Consider the following 23,021-nt stretch of genomic DNA (forward strand, 5'->3'; position numbering starts at 1 on the left):
CGGCTCTGCGACTGGGGGCTACGTCCAGTCGCAGGGCCAGCCGATACGGAATCGCTTTATGTTACTGGGCAATTTTTAATGTGACCACGCCCGAAATGATCAGCATTACCCCCAGATAACGGCCCAATGAGGCGGCATCACCATAAAACAGTACGCCTATTAAAAAGGTGCCCGCGGCGCCGATGCCTGTCCATACCGCGTAGGCGGTGCCCAGCGGAATACTTTTCTGGGCAGCAAACAGCAAAGTACCGCTGGTGGCCATAAAGATGATGGCGATGATCACGCCCAGAATTTTATACTGCCCTGTTTGCGCCATTTTAAGACCAACCGGCCAGCCAATTTCGGTCAGGCCAGCCATCACTAAATAAATCCATCCCATTTGTTGACTCCGGTTGTTTGAATGTTGCGTGCATTCTATCTTGATATATGATGAAAGAAAGTTAGTTAATATCGAAATTTTAGATATGTTGAGTCTGGAACAGTTACACATGTTTGTGCTCTCTGCGGAGCTGGGATCCTTTTCAGCCTGTGCCAGGAAAATGGGCAAAGTTCAGTCGGCGGTCAGTCATGGCGTGAGTTCTCTGGAAATTGATCTGGGCGTGACCCTGTTTGACCGGACAACCCGAAGCCCTACGCTGACACCGGCCGGTCATCGCTTACTGGCTGAAGCGCAGGCTGTGTTGTCTCAGTCCGGACAGATCGAGAAGATTGCCCGTTCTATTAATCTTCAGGAAGAATCATCGTTACTGGTGGCGGTAGATGACGGCCTGATGCACCCGCTGATGATCGATGTCATAAAGGAGCTGGGAGAGCGTTTTGCCCATCTGCAGCTGGATTTGCAAATGATGCCATCGACCGATATCGGTTACGCAGCAATCAGTGGAGAGCTGGATATGGGAGTGATGTTCTCGGAGCTGGAGGTGATACGTCAGGCCGATATTAGTTATATCGGGCAGGTTGAATGTATACCGATATGTCATCCTGATTTTGCACTGGCTGCACAAACTGTCAGCTCAACCAGTCAGTTGGTGGCTCACCGGCAAATTGCCATTCGTGGACGAATGCAGGAAGAATCATTGCAGCTGATTAGCCTGACGCCCAGAGTCTGGTGGTGTTCAAGTCATGCTCAGGCGCTGGCACTGGTTGAACAGCAGGCTGGCTGGGCGTATGTACCGGCATTTCTGGCCACGTCGCTGATAGCGCAGGGGCGCTTAACAAAAATATCGGTCGCCTTTGACCATAAAACCTGGACGGTACCGGTAGATGTGGTGTTTCCAAAAGGGCGTCTGCGGGGGCCGGCATTCAGCTGGCTGTTTGAAAAAATCCGCGGTGTTTTTTCCGGCCCGCCGCTGGCCTGAGTCGCTTGTATTGATCCAGCGCATGTGTGCACGGGTTTAAATTAAGCATAATAACGTTAAAGGTTTTCAGTCATCGCCATTGAACCTGCTATCATTAAAGCAGGCTAACAGGCATTTATGACGTAGCAGGCAGGAGTTTATGGCCGGTCAGACACAACAAACAAAGCGAATCATCACCGCTCCGTACCGGTGGATGCTGCTGTGTGGCGCCTTTATCAGCCTGGGACTGGGAATTATCGGTGCGGTGGTGCCGGGTATGCCCACCACCGTATTTGTGCTGGCTGCGGCCTGGATGGCAGCGCGCAGCTGCCCGGCGTTAGAAGCCTGGCTGGAGCGTCATCCTACCTTTGGCCCCTTATTGTATAACTGGAATAATGGTCGCTGTGTTCCACGTAAGGCAAAATATGCTGCCTCGGCAGGCATGACGCTCTCGGTGGTGGTCATGGTGTTGAGCAGTATGCCCGGTATGATCATTATACCTACCGTTGCCGTGATGGCCGCCACGCTAATTTGGCTGTGGATGCGACCTGAGCTTACAAGCTGAATACGCCCCCTAATCAGAACTTATATTAACAAATAAATAACATTTAGTTGTTTGTATTTTCGCCATCTGCCTAGACTGGTGTTCCTATTCTATTCAGGGACGTTGAGATGGCTCATACTCAGGCTACCGCAATACCAACTGATACACCGGACACCCACACAACGGTATCAAATGGCTACCGCAACTATGTTCTGCTGATCCTGACACTCGTTTACGCCTTCAATTTTATTGACCGCCAGATTATTGGGATTTTATCGCCGTTTATTAAAGCCGACTTGGGGCTGGATGATGCCCAGCTCGGCTGGCTGAAGGGCATTTATTTTGCGCTGTTATACACCGTGGTTGGTATTCCGATTGCCTGGCTGGCCGACCGCTACAGCCGGGTAAATATTATTGCCATATCCCTGACCCTGTGGAGTGGTTTTACAGCGGCATCTGGTCTGGCTTCCAACTATATGCAACTGGCCATTGCCCGCATTGGGGTAGGGATTGGTGAAGCTGGCGGTAGTCCGCCCTCGCACAGTATTATTTCGGATCTGTTTCCAAAGGAAAAGCGAGCCGGGGCGCTGGCTATTTATTCACTGGGTATTCCATTTGGGGTTATGCTGGCGTTTTTTGCCTCGGCGTTTTTCCTGCAGGGGGGCGCAGCTGACTGGCGTACAGTCATGATAAGTGTGGGCTTGCCCGGAGTGATTCTGGCTCTGTTACTCAAATTTACCGTAAAAGAGCCGGTGCGTACTCAGGCCTGCAGCGCGCCGTCTGCTGGCAACGGGCCAACAGTCACACAGTCATTAAAAGCATTACTGCGTATTCCTACCTGGTGGGGTATGGCGCTGGGAATATCGTTTGGCTCATTTGGTAACTACGCCATCTCAACCTGGATCATCGACTATTATGTGCGGGCTTTTGCCGGGCTGGATGTGACTACTCTGCTGGTCGTATTCGGGCTGGCTAATGGTACTGCTTACGCGCTGGGCGTTTGGCTGGGTGGGGTGCTGGCAGATAAATGGGGCAAGCATAATAAACAGGCATATGCGCTTCTGCCGGCTATCATGCTGGCTATTGGAACACCGGCATTTTTCTTCTCCCTGCAAGTAGAAAACCTGTGGCTGTCGGTTGGGCTACTGACCTTTTTGTTATTTACCAGCGGCTCCTACCTGGGCCCAAGCTTTGCGATGGCGCAAACGTTGGCCCCTTCAAATGTTCGTGCCATGTCCACGGCGCTGTTCTTTTTCGTGCTTAATATTATTGCGCTGGGCGGCGGCCCTACCATTACCGGTATTGTCAGTCAGGCCCTGGTACCAACCATGGGTGAGGTGGCTGCATTGCGCCAGGCATTGCTGTACCTGGTTATCCCTTATGGGCTATCGATAGGAATGTTCTTGTGGACCAGCACCAAAATAGTGGCAGACTGGGAAAAAGCAGAAGGGTAAAAGAGGGCAGACGCCCTCTTTTACTGAGGTTAATTAAAAGTATCGACCAGCGCCGGAACGCCGGGAAACATACCGATAATTGCCATCACAATACACAGGATGGCAAAAGTGATGCCCGGAATAACCCAGCGACCGGCTTTGCCCAGCTCTTTTGAGCGCTCTTTACAGCCGATAAGGCCCAGATTATCCATCAGCATGGCAAACGACCAGCCAAATACCGGATTAACCAGTACTGAGGAAATCACCACCATAGCCGCAGACTGCGTGGTTTTGCCTTCGCGGGTCATTTGCATACCAGCTTCCATCAGAGGCAGGAATACGCCGACGATCAGGGCAACCGACAATACCGGTGGCCATACAGCTAAATCCATCGGGTAGCCCCACAATGCAGCAATAATACACAGCACACCGGTTACTACCGCACCGGCAGGGATCGGGCGACGGGCAATAGAGGCCGGAATAATATAGGTTCCCCAGGACGATGAAATGTTACCGCCGCCCAGCAAACTGCCAACAGCCTGACGGGTAGAAGCAGCCATCATGGTGTCATCAATATTCATCTGTACCTTCGTTGAGTTTTTCGGGTAGCTGAGCTTTTGAAATACCTGATGCCCCAGAAAATCCGGTGACCACATCGCCACGGCCAGCACGGCAAACGGCAGTACCGCCACAAAATTAGACCAGTCAGGCAGGCCCAGTTGCCAGCCGGTGTTTTCACCCCACCAGTAAGCCGGATTCAGATTAGGCACACCCGGCGAAGTGGTAAACTCAAACGGGGCGCCCATAGCAAGGGCAATAACTGCAGCCATACCGGCACCCAGCGGAATCGCCAGCCAGCGTTTTTGAATATGCTCCAGCCAGCCATACATCAAAATAGTGGCAATCAGTACGACAAATGCCAGATAACCCATATTGAAGCTCTCAGCCCAGCTAAACAGTTTTGTGACTTGTCCGCTGATACCTATAAAGCCCAGGTAAAGCAGCAGGCCGCCACAGACTCCGTTACTGGTGAGTTTGGCCAGAATGCTGCCACCTTTGGTGATACCCAGAATGAAACCGAAGACACCAATGAGCAAACCCAGTGCCATGGGGTGACCGCCAGAGGCCACCATTAATGGCACCAGTGGTAGCAAAGGACCATGAGTGCCCGCCAGATTTGCTGACGGGTTTAAAAAACCAGAAATCAGGATGACAAACAGCACTGCGGCAATCAACAGCTCGAAGCGGGTATTTTCAATCACAAACTCAGAGGACAATCCCAGAGGTGCGGCAAATGCACCGACAACGGCAGCGACCATCACAATTTTACCGATGGTGGCGGCCATACCCGGGACCAGATCTTCCCATTCAAAGCGATAGTCGCGCGTGGGCAGGTTAGGGCGCCAGCGCCGGGGTGACATCACCTGTAATTCGTGATCAAGATATTCTGCCCGGCTGTTGAATTCAGACGCCGGTCTGGACAAAGACGTGTAATCCGATGTTGTTTCCTGTGACACTGCTCACCTCATCGTTGTTCGAATGAGCAGCCAGTCTATGCAGCGTCTGCCAAGGTCACAATGCGACTCTGGTCTTATACTTTAGTAACAAGTCTTTAACTCTCTGTTAATTATGGTGCTGGTATTTCATACGAACAGGGTGCCAGCTCAGGCGGTATAGCCGGATATTAAACGGGGTAATGTGGCCTCATGAGAAACTGCCCTGGCACTTATTCGACAAGCGGCTTTTGAACAAGCATACTTGCGCTTTGCACAATAAAATACTGGACAAAAGATCATAGTTTTTGCTGTCAGCCCAGTGTAGGGTTAGTCAGTAAGTGGTGTGTCCGGCCACGGCGCGAGCACGTGTTTGTGTTAGTTCAAATTCAAGGAGTTTCGGTTGAAAGTGCTGCATACCTCTGACTGGCATCTGGGTCAGAGTTTTTTTACGAAAACCCGAAAAGACGAGCATCAGGCATTTCTGAGCTGGTTAGTTGAGCAGGTTGCCACGCAAGGCGTGGATCTGGTGATTGTGGCGGGGGATATTTTTGATACCAGTACGCCGCCCAGTTATGCCCGGGAAATGTACAATCAGTTTATTGTACAGCTTCAACAAACCGGGTGTCAGCTGCTCGTGCTCGGGGGTAATCACGACTCGGTATCTGTGCTTAATGAATCCCGGCAGCTGCTGGCCCAGCTCAATACCCAGGTGATTGCCAGCACGGCCTTACCGGCCGACCAGCAGGTGGTTGAGGTGCATAACAGGCAGGGCGAGGTGGCCGCGCTGGTCTGCGCGATCCCGTTTGTACGGCCCAAAGATGTGTTGCAAAGCCAGGCCGGTGAGTCCGGTTTGCAGAAGCGTCAGGCACTGGGTGAAGCGATATCGGCGCACTATCATGATATTTACCAGCGCGCGGTGGATAAAAAACAGCAACTCGGGCAGGACATTCCAATTCTGGCAACCGGTCACCTGACCGCGCTGGGCGTATCGACCTCTGACAGTGTTCGTGACATTTACATCGGCACGCTCGAAGGCTTTGCGGCTGATGGTTTTCCGCCTGCGGATTATATTGCGCTAGGACACATTCACCGTCCTCAGAAAGTGGCCAAACAAGACCATATACGTTACAGCGGCTCGCCCATTCCACTGAGTTTTGATGAGCTGGGTACCCGTAAACAGGTGGTGCTGGTGGAATTTGAACAAGGTCGTCGGGTGTCGGTCGATACGTTGCAGGTACCGCTTTTTCAGCCTATGGCAGTGCACACGGGCACTCTGGAGCAACTTGCCGAGTCGCTTCAGGTGTATGCTAACGCATCGCAGACGGTTTGGCTGAGCATTGAAGTAGAGAATCAGGATTATCTTAGCGATCTGCAAAGTCGAATTCAGACGTTAACCGAGCCGCTGAATGCCGATGTATTGCAACTGCGCCGTGCCAGAAACCCCAGACGCGAAGCGCTGACCCGGCAAAGCAAAGAAAGCCTGCATGAGCTAACACCTACTGAAGTGTTTGATAAAAGACTGGATATGGAAGTGTTTGAGGGGGATGAGGAGAGGCAGCGCAAGGCCCGTATCCGTATGCAGTTTAAACAGGTGCTTAGCGCTACGCAGAACCCGGAGGAGGCATCATGAGAATTCTTTCGCTGCGTCTGAAAAACCTGAACAGTCTGAAAGGGGAGTGGAAAGTTGATTTCACTGCCGAGCCATTTGCCGATAACGGTCTGTTTGCGATTACCGGGCCGACAGGCGCCGGTAAAACCACCTTACTGGATGCCATCTGTCTGGCGCTTTATCATCAGACACCCCGGCTGGGGCCGCTGTCTGCCTCGTCTAATGAGATTATGACGCGCGGTGAGTCCGAATGTCTGGCTGAAGTGGAATTTGAAGTTAAAAACAAAGCCTACCGGGCCTTCTGGTCAATGCGCCGGGCGCGGGGTAAACCCGATGGCAAGCTACAACCTGCAGATGCTGAGCTGGCTGAAGTAGACGGCGGCAAGGTACTGGCCACACAAATCAGACAAAAAACCGACGAAGTTGAAGCATTGACGGGCCTGGATTTTAGCCGTTTCACCAAATCAATGATGTTGTCACAAGGTGACTTCGCGGCCTTTTTAAATGCCAACGAGGCCGACCGGGCCGGCTTACTGGAAGAGCTGACCGGTACCGATATTTACGGGCGTATATCGCGCACTGTGCACGAACAACATGCCAGTGAAAAAGCTGAGCTGGCAACCCTTAAAGCCCGCTCAGAAGCCGTAGAGTTGCTGTCGTCTGATGTGTTACATGCATTGACTGAAGAACGTGATGCGCTTTCTCGGCAGCAGGCATCACTGGGCTTACAGTCAGAGCAACTCTCCCGGCATTTACGCTGGTGGGAAGATGTTCATCATGCAGAGGCTCAGCGCAACCGAGCGCGTGACGAACTACAGCAGGCCGCAGCGGCAATCCAGGAGGCCGGGCCTGAGCTTGCGAAGCTGGCCAAAAGTGCGCCGGCAGAAAAGCTACGCCCTGTATGGCAGCAGTGTGAGGAAGCCCGCCAGCAGCGTACGCAGGCGAGCCAGCAGCACACCATTCAGCAGCAGGCGTTGCAACAGGCCACAGCGCAGCAGAAGCAGTGCCAGCAAGTATTTAATGAGGCTGAGCAGGCGTATCAGTTACAGCGCCGGCAATCTGCTGAGCTTGAGCAATTACTCAGCGAGCAGGTGATTCCGCTTGACCAGAATATTCGTTACCAACAGCAGGGACTAAGTGATGAGCAGGCGGCCACCACAAAGGCACAGCAAAAATATCACCGGCTGACAGACTCACTGCACGCTAAACAACAGGATATTGCCAAACATGAAAAGCAGCGTGACACACTTAGCGCTGATCTTGCGCAATATAAGTCTTACTCTGATCTTGGCCGGCACTTACCAGGCTGGGAAGCCTCGTATGAGCGACTGACTCAGTTAGAAGGGCAGCAACAACAGCTGACAACCCGACACTCGCAGGTTAGCGAACAGCTGAATGCAGCCAGCCGTAGGCTGGAGGAGACTGCCGAAGCAGCCCGCAAAGCCGTGATTCGGCAGCAGGAGAGTGCTAAGCAGGCCGAGCAGGCCAGGGCGCAAAACCAGGCGCTGCAAAGTACACAAAATGGCAGTAAAGCTGACTTACAGCAACGTCTGACTGTCATAAACAACCATTGGCAGGATTGCCACCTTGCTGTATCTACCCAGCAAAATTATCAGCAGTGGCAGCAGGAACAAGCGGACCTGAAAGCGCAGCAAGCCAGCCTTGAAAACAGTATCGAAGAGCTGGGCGAGCAGCGTAAAGCGTTGCTGGACAAATACAATCATCAGCTGCAACTGGCTGAAGATTTATCCCGTCTGGTCAGTCAGGAAGCAGAGCTGGCAGCCTACCGAAGTCAGCTAAACCCGGGTGATCACTGCCCGTTGTGCGGCGCAACAGAACACAACATAACCAGTATGCAGGTTGACGTGCCCGATACCATTGCCCGGCGCGATGCCGCCCAGACCATGGTAAAAGAGATCAAAGAGCAGGGTCAGGCTGTAAAGGCTGAGCTGGATGAGAAACAGCAGACGCTGGCGTATAACCAGAACCGGATTGCAGCATTGGATACCTCGTTAGCCAGTGAGCGTCACACCTGGGGCGGGCTACAAAAAAGGCTCAGTCACATCGGCTTTCAGTGGCATGAAGAGATAGATAAATCAGGCGCTGCAAAACAGCTACAAACCGACTTTGAGCAACAGATCAGCATGCTCACCGAGCAGGTTCAGGCTTGTGAGGCGGCTGAAAAAGCAGAATCGCTGGCACTGCAGGAGGTTGAGAATGCCACGGCTCATGTGCAGGTGCTGACCGACAAACAGACGGTGCAGCAACAGGCAGTTAGCCAGGCGGAGCAAACCCTGGCGCAGAACGCCACCGAGCTTGATGAAAACAGCAAAGCCTTGACCCAACGGGAACAGGCGCTGGCTCAGGCTATTGAAGAGCAGGGTCTGAATGTACCGACAGATTTTGGCCGCTGGTTTACTGAAATGTCAGCGCGCTATGAACAATATCAACAGCAGCATGAGCAGTTACAACAGCTTGAACAGGACATCGGTAAGCTGAGCGCTGCGGTACAGGAGATGCAAGAAACACAGAAGCAGGCTGAGCAGGAATATCAGGCGCATCAGCAGCGCGTCGAAACGCTAAATCATGCGCTGGCCGGTTTACAGCAGCAGCGTCAGACCTTATTTGGTGAAAAACAGATTGAGCAGGAGCGCCATCGGCAACAGCAACAACTGACGTCAGCGGAGTCTGCTGTAAATCAGGCCCGGGAGTCTGCCGGCGTTGCTGAGCGTAAGGTAACTGAAATATCGGTCAGCTGTCAGCATGCTGAAGAAAGGCTGGCACAGACTGGTCAACAAGCACAAACTGCTCAAACCCAGTGGGCAACCAAACTGGAGCAAAGTGACTTTGCCAGCGCAGAAGCATTCAGGCAGGCATTACTAAGCGAAGAAGAGCAGCAACGTCTGACCGGTTTAAAACAGCAGCTGGATACCCGTCAGCAGCAGGCGACCGCCGTGGCAAAACAGCATGAACAACACTATGAGCAACTGCGTGATCATGAAAACGCCCCGCAATGGCAGCAGCAGGCGGAAGACCAGGTCCGGCAGCAACGTGAAGAAGTGCAGCAGCAGATAAATACGCTACTGACCCGCGCCGGACAGGTTACCCAGCAACTTGAGCATGATGCCCGGCAGCGGGAGCGACAGCAGGCTATGGCCTCTGATATGCAGCAGCGTCAGCAGCACTTTGATGATATTAGCTACCTGCACTCGCTGATAGGCTCAGCCAGCGGAGATAAGTTCAGAAAATTTGCCCAGGGCCTGACGCTGGATAATCTGGTGTACCTGGCCAACCAGCAACTGGCCCGCCTGCATGGCCGGTACTTACTTAAGCGCAAAGACGCCGAAGGTCTGGCACTGACCGTTCTGGACACCTGGCAGGGAGATGTCGAACGCGACACCAAAACCTTATCCGGTGGCGAAAGCTTTCTGGTTAGTCTGGCGCTGGCACTGGCGCTGTCAGATCTGGTCAGTCACAAAACCAGCATCGACTCCCTGTTTCTGGATGAAGGGTTTGGCACACTGGACGCGCAGACCCTGGATATTGCACTTGATGCGCTGGATAACCTGAATGCGTCGGGCAAGATGATTGGCGTTATCAGCCATATTGAAGCGCTGAAAGAACGTATTCCCGCCCAGCTGAAAGTACGTAAGAGAAATGGTGTTGGACTCAGTGAGCTGGAGCGGGTGTACCGGGTTGAGTCAGCCTAGCCGGCCCGGTTGGCCGACAAACAGGCGTAGCTGGTGGCTTATCACAATTTTGAGGCTGACAAGGCCAGCGATACAGTCAGTGACCTTGGCAGTGAGCTTAATGCCCAGTATGTCACAAAGGTGGATGATGCGTTTACGCTGGGTGTGAAATATGCCACTTACTCAGCTGATGATGTCAACGTTGATACAGATAAATTGTGGGTGTGGCTAAGTACCGCATTCTGATCTCGCTCCTTGTGCAGCCCATTATCCTCAGGCTTAGGTAATGGGCCGGGCTTTGTGATGAAAAAGGGGCAGGTTGAAGGCTGCCACGTCCACGGCTGCCTTGTTTAATACTGACGGAGTTGGCATAGTAGCGGGCATCAAAAACAACGATAAAAAAAGCGATATGAAGCGATTTTCCTTATCTTTGCTGGCCGGGCTGACGTTAACCACCGCCTTTTCCAGTTGGTCGGTGAGTGCCCAAACCCCTGAACTAAGCCTGTCTGAAGCTAACCGGTTAGCGGCAATGCCCCAACATTGCGCAACCGTCGAATATCCGAATAAACTGAACCAGGTGCTCAATGATGCCACGCAACTGAAAAGCCCCAAAGCATTGCATCCGGCGTTTTATGGCTGCTTTGACTGGCATTCCAGTGTGCATGGACATTGGATGATGGTAAATCTGTTACGGCATTTTCCTGAGCTGGCCAACGCCCAGTCGATTCGCCAGACGCTGAAAACCAATATCACACCTGATCATATCAAAGCAGAAGTCGCGTACTTTGATATTCCGCAAAACAGTTCTTTTGAACGTACTTACGGATGGGCCTGGCTGCTTAAACTGGCTGAGGAACTACATCAGTGGGACGACCCTCTGGCCCGTGAATTAGAGCAGAATTTACAGCCACTGACTGACCTTATGGTGGCCAAATATCTCGAATTTTTACCGAAGCTGGTCTATCCCATTCGTACCGGTGAACATCCTAATACCGGGTTTGCCCTGTCACTGGCTTATGACTATGCCAACACCACCGGACATAATGAGCTGAAAGCCATAATAGCAAAGCGGGCCAAAGACTGGTTTGCCGGTGATAAACAATGTCCGCTGGGCTGGGAGCCCAACGGGTTTGACTTTTTGTCTCCCTGCCTGCAGGAAATGGATGCCATGCGTAAGGTACTGGATAAACAAGCTTTTGCCGCCTGGCTGGATGACTTTTTGCCCCAGCTGGCAGATAAAAACTTTACTCTGGCCACGGCAAAGGTCAGCGATCGCACCGACGGCAAGCTGGTTCACCTGGACGGACTTAATTTCAGCCGGGCCTGGACATTATATGGGCTGGTGCAGGAGTTTCCGCAAAAGTACGGTCACCTTAAACCCATTGCCGATGCGCATGTGAAGCATTCGCTACCAGCGATCGTGGATGACAACTATGAAGGGACCCACTGGCTGGGAAGTTTTGCAGTATATTCTCTGCAAGAGGGCGGGGCATTGCAGTAACTCAGATTAACCTGAACTGACAAGATGACTACGCCCGACCAATGCCGGGCGTGTTACCTTATAGCCCTTTTAAATAGGTATCCAGAAATGTCACATAGGCTTTGGCGGCGGTTATCCGGTTCTCTTTTTTGGAAAAACCATGCCCCTCATCGTCAAACAACACATAAGTCACCGGAACGCCGTTTGCCTTAACAGCCTCTACCAGTTCATCGCTTTCTACCTGCAGTACGCGCGGATCATTGGCGCCCTGAATAACCATCAGCGGCTTGGTGATTTGGTCAGCATGAAATAATGGCGATATAGCGCGGTGACGCTTACCATCTGTAGCCGGATCACCCATTTCATCGTACAGCGCTTTTTTAAAGCTCTCCCACCACGGTGGAATCGACTCGAGCGTGCGTACCCAGTTGGTCACGCCAAAAACATTGATACCCGCCTCAAATTCTTCAGGTTCAAAGGCCAGCGCTGCGGCGGTCATAAAGCCTCCATAGCTGCCTCCCATAATGCCAATTTTGTCGTTATCCACCCAGTCGAGTGTTTGCAGATATTTTTTACCCCAGACAATATCCTGCAGGTCATCCGTGCCGTGTTTTTTGTCATCCAGATGATAAAAGGTTTTGCCGTAACCGGAGCTGCCGCGATTGTTGACCGCAAATATCGCATAGCCATGATTAAGCAAATATTGTTGGGTGGCACTGTAACCGGTACGACTTTGCCCACCGGGACCACCGTGTACCCATACCAGCGCCGGTACAGGGTTGTCAGCGCTGGCCTGTTTAGGCTTATACAAAACGCCGGGAATCGACATACCATCAAAACTGTTAAACCGCACAATGGCGCTTTCAACCAGCACGTCTCGGTTGACTTCTTCGCTTAGCGTACTGGTCAGGGCGCGGGCCTGCGCGCTGCCAATATCCCATACATACAGGTTGCTGGGTGAGGTGTCAGCATTTAAATAAAACGACAAGGTTTGTTCGTCATCTGAAAAACTGATCGAACTCAGGTCGCCATCAGGCAGAGCAGGCAAGTGCAGGCGCTGGTCGGTTTGAGTGTCAGTAATGGTGACTTTAGTACTGGCATCGGCGTTTACACCGCTGACCTGGTAGCGGCCGGTATCAGAAAAATAAATAAAGCTGACATCCCATTCATCCTGCACGGCCGGACTGTGTTTACCGGTGGCCAGCTCGTATTTCCATATTTCAAGAAATTCGCTTTCTGCGTTGGTCGAATAATATAAAAACCGGCCATCGCGAGAAAAGGTTTCCGGGTAAAACTGTACTGGCTTATCGTACTGTGATATTTGCTGCGGCTTGAGCGATCGAGTGCGGGTATCCAGAATAAATGTATCACTGTCGCGATTAGTATTTTGTTTGTACAGCGCAATATAGCGACCATCAGGGCTGATCGCGCCCACATCCAGCCCCTGCTGATTGCGATAAACGGGTGTCATGGTGTAGTCGTCGGTGTCTACCTGATACAAATCCATAAACTGAGGATCGCGCTGGTTGCTGGTGATATAAAAATGCTGATCATCCCGGGTAAAACCGATAAAACCGGCGCGGGTTTCTTCTCCCGGCGTCAGATCTTTAACCGTGCCATCGGTTTCTCTGACGTAGATATGATAACGCTCATTCCCTCCCGAATCCTTAGTGAACAGTAGCCGGTCATCATCAGGAAAATAACGTACAGCGTAGGTAGAATCATCAAAATGCGTCAGCCGGGTTTTCTCCCCGGTTTTAACGGCCACCTCATACAAACTGAATATACCGCTTTCATCGCTGCTGATGAGTATTTTTGAACCGTCGGCAGAAAAACTGTTACCTGAGATGCTGGTGGTATCAAAAAATGTCTCGGCGCTGTAAGTCGTAAAGTTAGCGGCGTGTGGCGATGAAACCGAAGATGATGTGCTATCCTGCGGTACAGAGACAGACTGTGAACAACCTGTCATTATCAGTGACAGTGTCAGTGATACACTGCCCAGGACGTTATACCTTGCTGAGTGACCCATTAACCCGTTCCTTTTTTGTTTGATCAACAGTGTCAGTGTGTCGAAAAAATAATCATAACCCAAGCGATATGATGTGCTTTTAGTCGGCTAAATCGTAAAAATTTATGTATATAAAGCGAGTATTTGCAGCGTACGGGTACACCGACAACACGGCAGCCTGTTGAGCGCGGCTTAAAAGGGGAGTAGGGTGGATAAAAGAAAAGGAGAATCCATTTATGGCACAGGTTCACCACAAAGCGCTGGCGCTGGTCGAACAACATCACTGGAATGATGCACATGATTTGGTTCACGACAATCACGATGAGTTGTCGTGCCTGATCCACGGATACCTGCATCGAATGGAAGGCGATAAGGTCAACGCCCGCTACTGGTACCGGCGAGCCGGGCAATGTCTGCCAACCAATTCGCTGGCAGACGAGTTTGTTCGTTTATCTGAGTATATTGCCCAACACGAATAGCCCGGCTTTAGCCGCTGGCACTGTTATAACGCATAACTTAACCGAACCTGGGTAAACCTGGGCTGCCCGAACTGCACCTGTCCACCCCCGGAAATGTAGTTGTAGTACTTGTCGTCAAACAGGTTATTCACGTTCAGCTGAATATTCAGCTGTTCAGTAATCTGGTAGCGCACCATTATGCTGGCAAGGGTTACCGCTTCCTGTACCACACCCGCTCTGGTGCTACTCTGACTCACCTCATCCATCCAGTTAATACCGCCGCCCAAGGTGAGTGCCGGCAGAGCAGCCAGCTGATAGCTGGTAAACATTTTAAATTGCTTGCGCGGATAACTGGGGTTAACATCTACGCCACTGGCATCCTGCGCCTGATATTGCGACCATCCCATATTGATATTCCAGCCATCCACGGGCTGACCAACCAGTTCAATTTCAAAACCGGTACTTTCTGTCCCCTGCGCTTCGCGCTGAGCCACGGTTGCCGGTGAACCGGGCACAAAATAAGGATTTCCCTGTGCATCCACGTCATCCTGGGCCAGATTATCCTGCTTAATGTTGAATACTGACATCGCAGTATGTAGCCGATCATCCAGAAAGCTGCTTTTCAGGCCCAGTTCGTAGGTGACTCCTTCCAGCGAATCAAGATAGTCGCCGTTTCTGTTCTGAGCATTCTGGGGCCGGAAAATATCGGTGTAGCTGGCATAAATACGGTGCTGGTCGGACATGTCGTACAACAGGCCGGCATAGGGAATAAACACCCCTGTTTCACCAAAGTTAGTCGATGTGCCGTAGCTTTGCCCCTCACGCTCCCAGCTGGCAATACGGCCACCGGCAATCAGTTTGAGCCGCGGTGAAAGATGCAGACGGGTTGCTGCGTAAATCCCTTTTTGTTCTGTATCCAGTTGTTCTCCTACCGAGGTGGGTGAGTCGCTCCAGTCAGGTTCGGACCATTGATTATCCTAGGTGAAAATATTATCAATCGGCAAAGGGTCGCTGCTTATTACATCATAAACCTGAACCAGTGCATCCTGTTTGGAATACAGAGCGCCCACCACAAATTCATGCAGATTACCCAAAAGCTGATAATCACCTTTTAGCTGAATATCCAGACTATCCAGATCACTTTCGCCTGCAGAGCGATACGGCCAGGCAATCAAACCACTGCCGGTATCTTTGTCCAGTGCACCATACACATAAAGTAGTCGTACATTCGGCTTTCTATATTTCAGCTTGTTGTAATTGGCCTGAAGTTCCCAGCCGTTATCAAAGGTGTGCGCAATATTGGCAAAAAAATTACTGTTTTCGGTTTCCCAGCGGGTCCAGGATGCTGAGGTGGAGGTTGATACATCCCAGTCCACTGGCGAGCCATCGCTGTACAGGGCAGTAAGGCCTCCCCAAAAATTCCCTTCAGGCACATTGTGTTGATAACTCAGGCCGGCTCTTAGCAGGGTATTGTCAGTGATGTCACCTTCAATGACGCCGTAAAGTACGCTGGATCGATTGGAAAATATATCCAGGTAAGAGTCGCCTTCTTCGTATTTTGCCACCACGCGACCACGTACAGTGCCTGCTTCATTTAAGCCTGTCGATACATCGGTGGTTGCTTCCAGATTATTCCAGCTGCCCGCAGCCACACTGATAGTTCCACTAAAGTCGCGACTGCTAGCGTGTTTGCGAACCAGGTTGATAGAGCCGGAGGGATCGCCCACTCCGGTGAGCAGGCCGGTGGAGCCTCGTACAAATTCCACCCGGTCATACAAAATGACATCCGCGATGGTTTCGCCGGAATCGGCGGCGAGGCTCCAGGGCAGGGGAACACCATCAATCTGATAGCTTTGAATGTCAAAGCCCCGGGCCTGCAATGTATTACGCACATTATCCAGCGCCCTGAAAGATACTCCGGTTGTATTCTGTACCACTTCAATAACCGTATCCAGCGCCTGATCCTGAATCCGTTCTGCGGTGATGACACTGACAGATTGTGGCGTTTCAAGCAGCGTCAGCCCTAAACCGGTGGCGGTATCAATGCGTTCCGCAACCGTGTAGCCGCCGACAACTTCGATATGTTCTATTTCATCTGACGGTTCATTGTTATCGGTCTGTGCCAAAACAGGCATGGTACTGAACAGCATAAGTGTAGCGGCGGCGGCAGGACGATAGGTAAAGCAACTAGGTAGCATGTGTGTTCCTTAAATGATAACGGGCTTTACGCCTCTTAATACAAGGTGAACAATAACTGGCGAGAACTATACAGCAATAATAATGTAAATGATAATCGTTTCCATTTGTAATGGTGCATTGACGTGGGGGATAGTGGAGACAAAAAGCGGTGGGCCAAAGTGACTGTCCACGCTTAAACGTTCAGTTAGTGAAGATGAAAAACGGTGGAGCAAAGTGACTGTCTCCACAATCCGGTATCTTCACGCATTATTATTCAATCATGTTTATAAAATTAAAGTTAGCTTATTAATGACTAAAACTGATTAGGGCAATGTGTTCTATTCATTACCTCATCTAAATGAAAATGGTTATCATTTATTGAATCAATATAACCCGACGTTTTCCCTGCAACACAGGGAAACGCCTGACGAATAGTGGAAAAAAGATGGGTGACTTGTTAACGCCATTGAATCATGTAAAAACTGCCGCTCGGGCTAACGCGTGGGTGGTCAATAAACGGCTATTCTTACCGGCTATTGTGCTGGTACTGATGGGGGTGCCGGTATCACGGGAGGCAACCTTACAGATATTAAGTGATGCCTATTTTCAGGTAGCTGCTTTTGTATATGCGTCGCTGGCACTGTATTACATCGCCACCCACAGGGTCGATCCTGAAGCAGTGGGTGAGTACATGCGCAGTAATCCCGCGGCCGAAATTGGCCTGGCTGCCTTTCTGGGGGTACTGCCTGGGTGTGGAGGCGCCATCATTGTTGTTACCCAGTACACTAAGGGCGTGACCAGCTTTGGTGCCGTAGTGGCTGTGCTGGTTAGCACCATGGGAGATGCCGCGTTTTTGTTGCTGGCTCAGGCGCCATCAGAGGCCGCGGTGGTACTGTCGATAAGTTTTGTCGCCGGTACCATGACCGGATTAGTGGTCAACCGTTTTCACAACTTTGTTCCTGCTTCTGTTAATAACCAAAACAGTGTGGACAGTCACAAAAATCATTCCGCAGGTAATGATCAGGTAAACTCGTCGACAGGGCTGGCTGATGTCTCTGTCACTTTCTGGTTACTGGTAGCATTGCCCTCACTGGCAATTGCCATGCTGCTGGCATTTCAGGTGAATGTAGCGGCGCTTTTAAACATTACCGACAGCACATTTTTAATGGTCGGTGCCAGTCTGGGTTTTGTCAGCATTATGCTGTGGGCGCTATCCAGTGAAGGAACTGATTATACCTCTGTTGCCAGTGAAGATTGTTGCCCGGCACCGGTGAACTGGCAACAAAAAGCCGCGCTGGACACTCAATTTGTACTGGCCTGGGTGGTGGCAGCCTTTTTAGTATTTGAAATGACTATCGTATTTCTGGGGATTGATGTTGCTGCACAGTTGCAAACTATGGGCCCGGCGGTGGTGGGGCTGGCGATTCTGATTGGCTTTCTTCCCGGTTGTGGCCCGCAGATACTGGTCACATCACTGTACCTGACGGGGGCAGTACCGTTTTCTGCTTTACTGGGAAACGCCATCAGTAACGACGGTGATGCATTATTCCCGGCGCTGGCATTATCACCTAAAGCAGCCATGCTGGCCACGGTGTACTCAGCCATGCCGGCCATTGTGATCGGATACGGGTATTACTTCTTATTTGAGATATAACCCAGGGTAGGGTTAACCAAAAGCGTTGTCAGCTTACTGGCAGCTGTTTGCGAGAAGCAGATAAAAAAAGCCGCCGGATGAGTAGCGGCGGCATAAGAACGGCAATGACTGCCAGTGCGATTACCCAGCATAAAAAGACTGGGGAGCCTGAAATATCCCATCCCTCGTGGCAGACAAGATGCCCACTACAACATGTTGTCCGCCCCATGCCACAAAGCTGAGTTTGGGTCACAAGACTTTATAACAGACACACACTTACATTAATCTAAATAAGAATTATTATCAACAGTGAAGCTTTGGGGGATCTAAATAAAAACAATTACCATTTGCAAATGGGTTCTGGAGTGTCTACATTAAAGCTAACGGAGGACACTATTATGCAACTATCCTTTTTATGTACTAAACACGCCGACTGGGTTTACAGTCATCCGCAGCAGGCGCTGCATTGCCTGGCGCGTGACGAGATGCAGGGCACTATGTTGTTTATGGACGGTAAGTATCGTGATTGTATTGCGTATCTCGGTTGCGCGTATGATATCACCGCAATCCTGCTGGAAGTGGAAGAGGGCAAAAATGATGGCCTGATAAACAAACTGCAGTCACTAGCCAGTTTATTGTGCTCTGCATACAAAGAGCTGCGCTTAAATGAATACACCCGGGCACTGGATCGACGCACCAGTCTGTTATTGGTAGCAGCAACCCGGCCGGCTGCAATGGTGCAGACCGGCAGCGAGTAAATCGGCGGTTGGCAAACGCTGCTCACCAGCGGTGTTTGCTACATCCAGCTACGGCATAAAATAATATATACAGGTAGCAGGGGATGGCCATCAGATATGCATTCAGAATGCCGAAATGATCCGACAGTGCGCCGAAGAGCATTGGCAGTATTGCCCCACCAGAAATCCCCATTATCAGCAGCGCCGAGCCTCTGGCAGTAAAATGTCCCAGCCCTTTGAGGGCCAGAGGCCACACTGCTGGCCAGACAATCGCGTTGGCAAGTCCCAGTAACGCGATACAAGTGATAGGGTCGGGTAGCAGGCGAATACCAAGCCAGCCCCACAGGATTTGTGACAACCAGGTGCTGTTGATGTTACTTAGCGGAATGAGGGTGCACAATAACACGCCCAGCACGGTACTGAGCATCAGCAACTGACGCTGTGACATCACATTGGGAGTCAGCAACAGGCCAAGACAATAACCTATTACCATAAATATCATTGTAAATGAGGTCAGCCCCAGTGCGCCGGTTACACCAAGTTCAGAGCCTGCTAGCCCAATGGTATCACCGGCGATAACTTCCACGCCCACATAGAAAAATAACGCTATTACGCCCAGAATGAGCTGAGGAAACTGCCACACTGAGCCTTCGCCTTTGCCAGCTTGAGACAGTGAATTTTGTTCTTCGTCCAACTCAAGGTCTGGCAGGCCGGAAAAATGCAGAATAACAGCAAGAGCACTCAACGCTGCAGCCATACTTAGGTAAGGCAATATCAGAGCGTCAGCCAGTGACTGAATTTGAAGCTGGCGTTCTGTCAGTGACAGTGCTGCAATACTTTGTGCGGTAACACCTTCAAAATCAGCCAGCACCATAGTAGTAAAAAGAATCGGAGCCAGCCAGCCAGCCCCCTTATTAAGCAGACCCATTACAGATATTCGCGCAGCAGCGCTCTCGTTGGGGCCGACCTTAACCAGGTATGGATTGGAAGCTGTCTGAAGTATGGTTAGCCCGGAGCCTACAATAAACTGAGCAAGTATAAACAGGATAAACATCTGAGACTCAGCCGCCGGTACGAACAGTACGCACCCGCCAGCCATCATCAACAAACCGGCAGACATCGACATTCGGTATCCAATTTTATTGATAACCCACGACATCGGCAGCGCCATCACTACATATGCAATATAAAAGCTGAATGCGATGAGCAATGCTTCAGTGCTGCTTAACTGACACACAATCTGTAAAAAGGGAATCAGTGCACCGTTAAGCCAGGTAATAAAGCCAAATACAAAAAACAGGCTGCCAATAATACACATAGGTAAAAAGGTTGAACCGGTTGCTTTAAGGGTGGTTGTCGTCATGATTTTATCCCCGCAGTTTTGCATTTAAAAGGTGTAACCGGCTGCCCATCGTACCAGCAATGAGTCAGGTTCAGTGATTGATCCAAGGCCAGGATATCGGCGCATCGGCCCTCTTCAATCAGGCCATGGCTATTTGCTTTATTTAAAAATCTTGCCGGTGTGGTGGTTGCCATTAACAGTGCCTGTTCGATGGGTAAACCTAGCTGTTCTACACTATTTTTTAGGGCCTCAGTCATAGTCAATACTGAACCAGCCAGCGTGCCGTTAGCAAGTGTTAAGGTATTGCCTGAACGGGTTATTTTCTGGTCGTGATAATAGAAGTGAGTACACTCGCTGGCCGCTGGCGCCATTGCATCGGTGACCAGCATAGTGCGGCTGGCACCCAGCAATCGTATGGCTGGTTTCGCGGTGGCCGGGTGAACATGAATACTATCTACAATAATACCGGCAAAAGCGTGGGGATGATTTAGGGCCGCGCCAACCATGCCTGGCTCCCTGCTGGTAAGCGCAGACATGGCATTAAAAAGATGCGTGAACCCCGCAGCACCTGCGTTCAGGGCCGCTGTGGCGGTAGCATAATCTGCTTCAGAATGGCCCAGCGATACGATCACGCCAGCTTCGGTCAACTGGGTGATTTGAGAGGGGCTAACTACATCTGGTGCCAGCGTGACTATGACCTGACCCAGATCTTGTCGGGTGAATAATTCTATTTCAGCGTCAGATACAGGTCGCAAATGCGTAAAACTATGCATCCCCTTTTTACCAGCGCTTAAGTGAGGGCCTTCAAAATGCAGGCCCGGCAGCCGGTGCGGCTGCGTTTTTCTGGCCAGAGCAAAAGCATCCGCACCAGCCCGCATCACGTCGATATCATCGGTGATTAAAGTTGGACATAAAGCCCCTGTGCCGGTTTTCTGGTGAGCATTTAGCATGGTAAATAATGCCGCGGGAGTAGGGGTATGGTTGAACTGAACACCACCACCACCATTTACCTGAGTATCTATCATCGCCGGACAAAGCAATTCGTAAACCGGAGCGTTGGGCGGAGGAATAACATTAGTGTTCAGACTGGTAACTATACCGTTATTCAACGTCACACTGACCATTGAAAACATCCGGTAGCCATTAAATAATTGTCGCGCGTACAATGTTTCCATCATATTGTCTCAGTGACTTTCTTCAGGCCTGCCGGATTATCCGGATCTAGTTGCATCTGTCGGGCGGCAAGCTCTAAGTCCAGATAAAAACGCTGCATAATAAGCAAAGGAGATATTAGGGGATGTGCTGTTGGTCGCAGCATACTGATGACTGAGCCACCGCGCCGCGTGACTTCGCAAATTTGCTGGTCGTGCCAGCCTGATGTGGCATCGTTGATGGAAACATCAAAAACTGTCATGGGCCGGTTGAGCAAGGATATCGGACCGTGCAAAAACTCAGCACTTGAAAAGGCCTCGGCGTGAATACCGCATACTTCTTTGAGCTTAAGGGCTATTTCACGGCTGATTGCGTAGCCAAAGGCCCGCCCCAGCACAACACAATGACTTAATGGGCGTAGCTGATCGGCATTTAAAAGCGGCGACAGGGCAATAACCTTATCAAGTTCCTCTGGCAGAGTACGCACTGCCTCCATAAGGCTTTTATCGAGTGTCACTGCTGCGACCATTCCCAGCAGCGCAAACAAAGTTGCAAGATAACTTTTGGTTGCCGCTACCGCTATTTCAGAACCGGCCCGCAGCGGCACAAAAAAATCAGCAATGGTTTGAAGTTCTGAACTCTCGTCGTTGACCAGAGCCACCAACAATGCACCGGCTTGCTTTGCCATAGCAGCCTGAGCCAAAATATCTGGGCTTCGCCCTGACTGGGAAATGACAATGACCAGCGCTTTTTGCAGATTAAGCTGTTTTTTAAATACACTGTTTACCGAGGGCGCAGCAGCGGCTACCGGTAACCCTAATTCGGTTTCAAACAGGTATTTGGCAAATACCCCAGCATGATCTGAGCTTCCTCGTCCAATCATATATACGAACTGCGGCTGGAATAAAGCCAGCTCTCTGGCCAGCGCCTGATATATCCCAGTATTGTCGGCTAACTGGGTTCTGAACGCAGATGGTGTATGCGCCGCTTCGCGAGCCATGTGTGTAGAAGTCATCATTTTAATTCCTCTTGATAATGTCGCGCCAGAGCGACGGCGCCAGATTCTGGTGAGTCTGATGCCGGAGTGAGTAGCGTGCTGACAGAGTCAGGTAGCCAGGTTTGCCAGAATGAAGCAAGTCCGCCAATATGAGCGATCCGTGCCGGCTTATAGCGCTGTAACTGCTTAATTATCATTGTAAGATAGTCGGCGCCTTCACGAGCCACGGCGACGGCCTGCGGACAATTGCCTTCACATAATTCAATAATTAAGGGAGCCAGCCTGCCATAATCTGCTGGCCGGTAGTGCAGGGCTGCCCCTACAATATCGCTTGCGGTATGCAGCCCAAGGCTATGACATATGGACTCTGCAATCGCGTTAGGGGGATGTACACCATCTAAGGTTTCAAGGGTAAGTGACAAGGCTTTCCAACCCAGCCAGGCACCACCTGATTTATCTCCGAGCGGGAAGCCGTGCCCGCCAAAACTAGCGTGGTTTGGTGGATTCTCGACAAACGCCGAGCTGCCGGTGCCGGTGATTAAAATCGCGCCGTGTTGTCCATTATGTGCACCGCGACAGGCAATATGCAGATCAGTGGTTATCTTTGTATTTGCAAATGGCAACTGCCAGTGCTGCGCTAACGTGTAATAGCGAGGAATATTAACCCCGGCCATACCCAAACAGGCGGTTGTACTGGCAAATATAGTTTCTGACAGTCCGGCCTGGCTAATAATTGTGGTCACGGCTTGCAGCACTGATAAGCGGGCAGTATTTTCGTCCTGTGCAGGATTGCACGGGCCGGCCAGTGCTTCGCCAATCAACCGGCCATGAGCATCTTCCAGACGGGCTTTACATTTGGTGCCGCCGCCATCTACACCTAAATAATATGATTGATTTTTCACAATAATTCCTGAAGGCTCGAGAAAGC

18 protein-coding genes and 1 pseudogene are annotated in these 23,021 nt (G+C 51.0%); 10 read left to right on the top strand and 9 right to left on the bottom strand.

All coding sequences use genetic code 11. From position 1 onward, the window contains the following. Window positions 1–61: 61 nt before the first annotated feature. Window positions 62–379 (bottom strand): DMT family transporter, encoded by a 318-nt coding sequence (locus tag EZV72_RS07040; RefSeq protein ID WP_137166577.1) that lies wholly within the window; start codon window positions 377–379, stop codon window positions 62–64. A gap of 85 nt (window positions 380–464) precedes the next feature. On the opposite strand from EZV72_RS07040, the gene EZV72_RS07045 reads away from it, so the two are divergent. The 3 genes from EZV72_RS07045 to EZV72_RS07055 all read left to right on the top strand — a co-directional run bounded on the left by EZV72_RS07045 (window position 465) and on the right by EZV72_RS07055 (window position 3,335). Next, window positions 465–1,358 (top strand): LysR family transcriptional regulator, encoded by an 894-nt coding sequence (locus EZV72_RS07045; protein ID WP_137166578.1) that lies wholly within the window; start codon window positions 465–467, stop codon window positions 1,356–1,358. A 139-nt stretch (window positions 1,359–1,497) separates the two neighbouring features. Continuing rightward, entirely contained in the window at window positions 1,498–1,902 is a 405-nt protein-coding gene (locus EZV72_RS07050; RefSeq protein ID WP_137166579.1) for a YbaN family protein, read from the top strand. 107 nt (window positions 1,903–2,009) lie between these two features. Next, window positions 2,010–3,335, top strand: coding sequence for a spinster family MFS transporter (locus EZV72_RS07055; RefSeq protein ID WP_137166580.1), 1,326 nt, complete (start codon window positions 2,010–2,012; stop codon window positions 3,333–3,335). 29 nt (window positions 3,336–3,364) lie between these two features. Here the strand turns inward: EZV72_RS07055 and EZV72_RS07060 are convergent, their stop codons facing one another. After that, window positions 3,365–4,831, bottom strand: a complete 1,467-nt coding sequence (locus EZV72_RS07060) for a DUF3360 family protein (RefSeq protein ID WP_137166581.1) — start codon at window positions 4,829–4,831, stop codon at window positions 3,365–3,367. Window positions 4,832–5,216: 385 nt separating this feature from the next. Between EZV72_RS07060 and sbcD the strand changes: the two genes are divergently transcribed. The 4 genes from sbcD to EZV72_RS07080 all read left to right on the top strand — a co-directional run bounded on the left by sbcD (window position 5,217) and on the right by EZV72_RS07080 (window position 11,609). Then, window positions 5,217–6,440 (top strand): exonuclease subunit SbcD, encoded by a 1,224-nt coding sequence (sbcD, locus tag EZV72_RS07065; RefSeq protein WP_408640841.1) that lies wholly within the window; start codon window positions 5,217–5,219, stop codon window positions 6,438–6,440. Further along, on the top strand, window positions 6,437–10,129 hold the full coding sequence (locus EZV72_RS07070) for an AAA family ATPase (RefSeq protein ID WP_137166583.1): 3,693 nt from the start codon (window positions 6,437–6,439) through the stop codon (window positions 10,127–10,129). Before sbcD ends, EZV72_RS07070 begins: the two co-directional genes overlap by 4 nt. Before the next feature lie 33 nt (window positions 10,130–10,162). Continuing rightward, a complete protein-coding gene (locus EZV72_RS07075; RefSeq protein WP_137166584.1) occupies window positions 10,163–10,354 on the top strand; it encodes a hypothetical protein in 192 nt (63 codons plus the stop codon). Window positions 10,355–10,517: 163 nt separating this feature from the next. After that, window positions 10,518–11,609: a DUF2891 domain-containing protein gene (locus tag EZV72_RS07080; RefSeq protein WP_137166585.1), complete on the top strand. Its 1,092-nt coding sequence runs from the start codon at window positions 10,518–10,520 to the stop codon at window positions 11,607–11,609. Window positions 11,610–11,667: 58 nt separating this feature from the next. On the opposite strand, the gene EZV72_RS07085 is transcribed toward EZV72_RS07080, so the two are convergent. Then, a complete protein-coding gene (locus EZV72_RS07085) occupies window positions 11,668–13,617 on the bottom strand; it encodes an alpha/beta hydrolase family protein (protein ID WP_137166586.1) in 1,950 nt (649 codons plus the stop codon). A gap of 215 nt (window positions 13,618–13,832) precedes the next feature. Between EZV72_RS07085 and EZV72_RS07090 the strand changes: the two genes are divergently transcribed. Continuing rightward, the gene (locus tag EZV72_RS07090) at window positions 13,833–14,075 is read left to right on the top strand and encodes a hypothetical protein (protein WP_137166587.1); all 243 of its coding nucleotides are present in this window, start codon (window positions 13,833–13,835) and stop codon (window positions 14,073–14,075) included. 23 nt (window positions 14,076–14,098) lie between these two features. On the opposite strand, the pseudogene EZV72_RS07095 reads toward EZV72_RS07090, so the two are convergent. Next, window positions 14,099–14,983, bottom strand: a pseudogene (locus EZV72_RS07095) (TonB-dependent siderophore receptor); the annotation flags it as partial. Between the two features lie 48 nt (window positions 14,984–15,031). Next, entirely contained in the window at window positions 15,032–16,252 is a 1,221-nt protein-coding gene (locus tag EZV72_RS07100) for a TonB-dependent siderophore receptor (protein WP_137166589.1), read from the bottom strand. 425 nt (window positions 16,253–16,677) lie between these two features. Here EZV72_RS07100 and EZV72_RS07105 point away from each other — a divergent pair, with 425 nt between their 5' ends. Then, window positions 16,678–17,886 (top strand): putative manganese transporter, encoded by a 1,209-nt coding sequence (locus EZV72_RS07105; protein WP_137166590.1) that lies wholly within the window; start codon window positions 16,678–16,680, stop codon window positions 17,884–17,886. 377 nt (window positions 17,887–18,263) lie between these two features. Then, the gene (locus EZV72_RS07110; RefSeq protein WP_137166591.1) at window positions 18,264–18,623 is read left to right on the top strand and encodes a hypothetical protein; all 360 of its coding nucleotides are present in this window, start codon (window positions 18,264–18,266) and stop codon (window positions 18,621–18,623) included. A 22-nt stretch (window positions 18,624–18,645) separates the two neighbouring features. Here the strand turns inward: EZV72_RS07110 and gluP are convergent, their stop codons facing one another. The 4 genes from gluP to EZV72_RS07130 are packed head-to-tail and all read right to left on the bottom strand — an operon-like array spanning window position 18,646 to window position 22,995. Further along, the gene (gene gluP, locus EZV72_RS07115) at window positions 18,646–19,965 is read right to left on the bottom strand and encodes a glucose/galactose MFS transporter (protein ID WP_137166592.1); all 1,320 of its coding nucleotides are present in this window, start codon (window positions 19,963–19,965) and stop codon (window positions 18,646–18,648) included. Then, window positions 19,962–21,122 carry an N-acetylglucosamine-6-phosphate deacetylase gene (gene nagA, locus EZV72_RS07120; RefSeq protein ID WP_217495182.1) on the bottom strand — a complete coding sequence of 387 codons (1,161 nt, stop codon included), beginning with the start codon at window positions 21,120–21,122 and terminating at the stop codon, window positions 19,962–19,964. The genes gluP and nagA overlap by 4 nt, the downstream gene beginning before the upstream one ends. Further along, complete coding sequence (gene nagB-II / locus EZV72_RS07125; RefSeq protein WP_137168688.1) at window positions 21,119–22,111, bottom strand: glucosamine-6-phosphate deaminase NagB-II; 993 nt, start codon at window positions 22,109–22,111, stop codon at window positions 21,119–21,121. The genes nagA and nagB-II overlap by 4 nt, the downstream gene beginning before the upstream one ends. Beyond that, the gene (locus tag EZV72_RS07130; RefSeq protein ID WP_175405066.1) at window positions 22,111–22,995 is read right to left on the bottom strand and encodes a BadF/BadG/BcrA/BcrD ATPase family protein; all 885 of its coding nucleotides are present in this window, start codon (window positions 22,993–22,995) and stop codon (window positions 22,111–22,113) included. Before EZV72_RS07130 ends, nagB-II begins: the two co-directional genes overlap by 1 nt. Between the last annotated feature and the right edge of the window lie 26 nt (window positions 22,996–23,021).

It is taken from the genome of Salinimonas lutimaris, assembly GCF_005222225.1.
Lineage (GTDB): Bacteria > Pseudomonadota > Gammaproteobacteria > Enterobacterales > Alteromonadaceae > Alteromonas > Alteromonas lutimaris.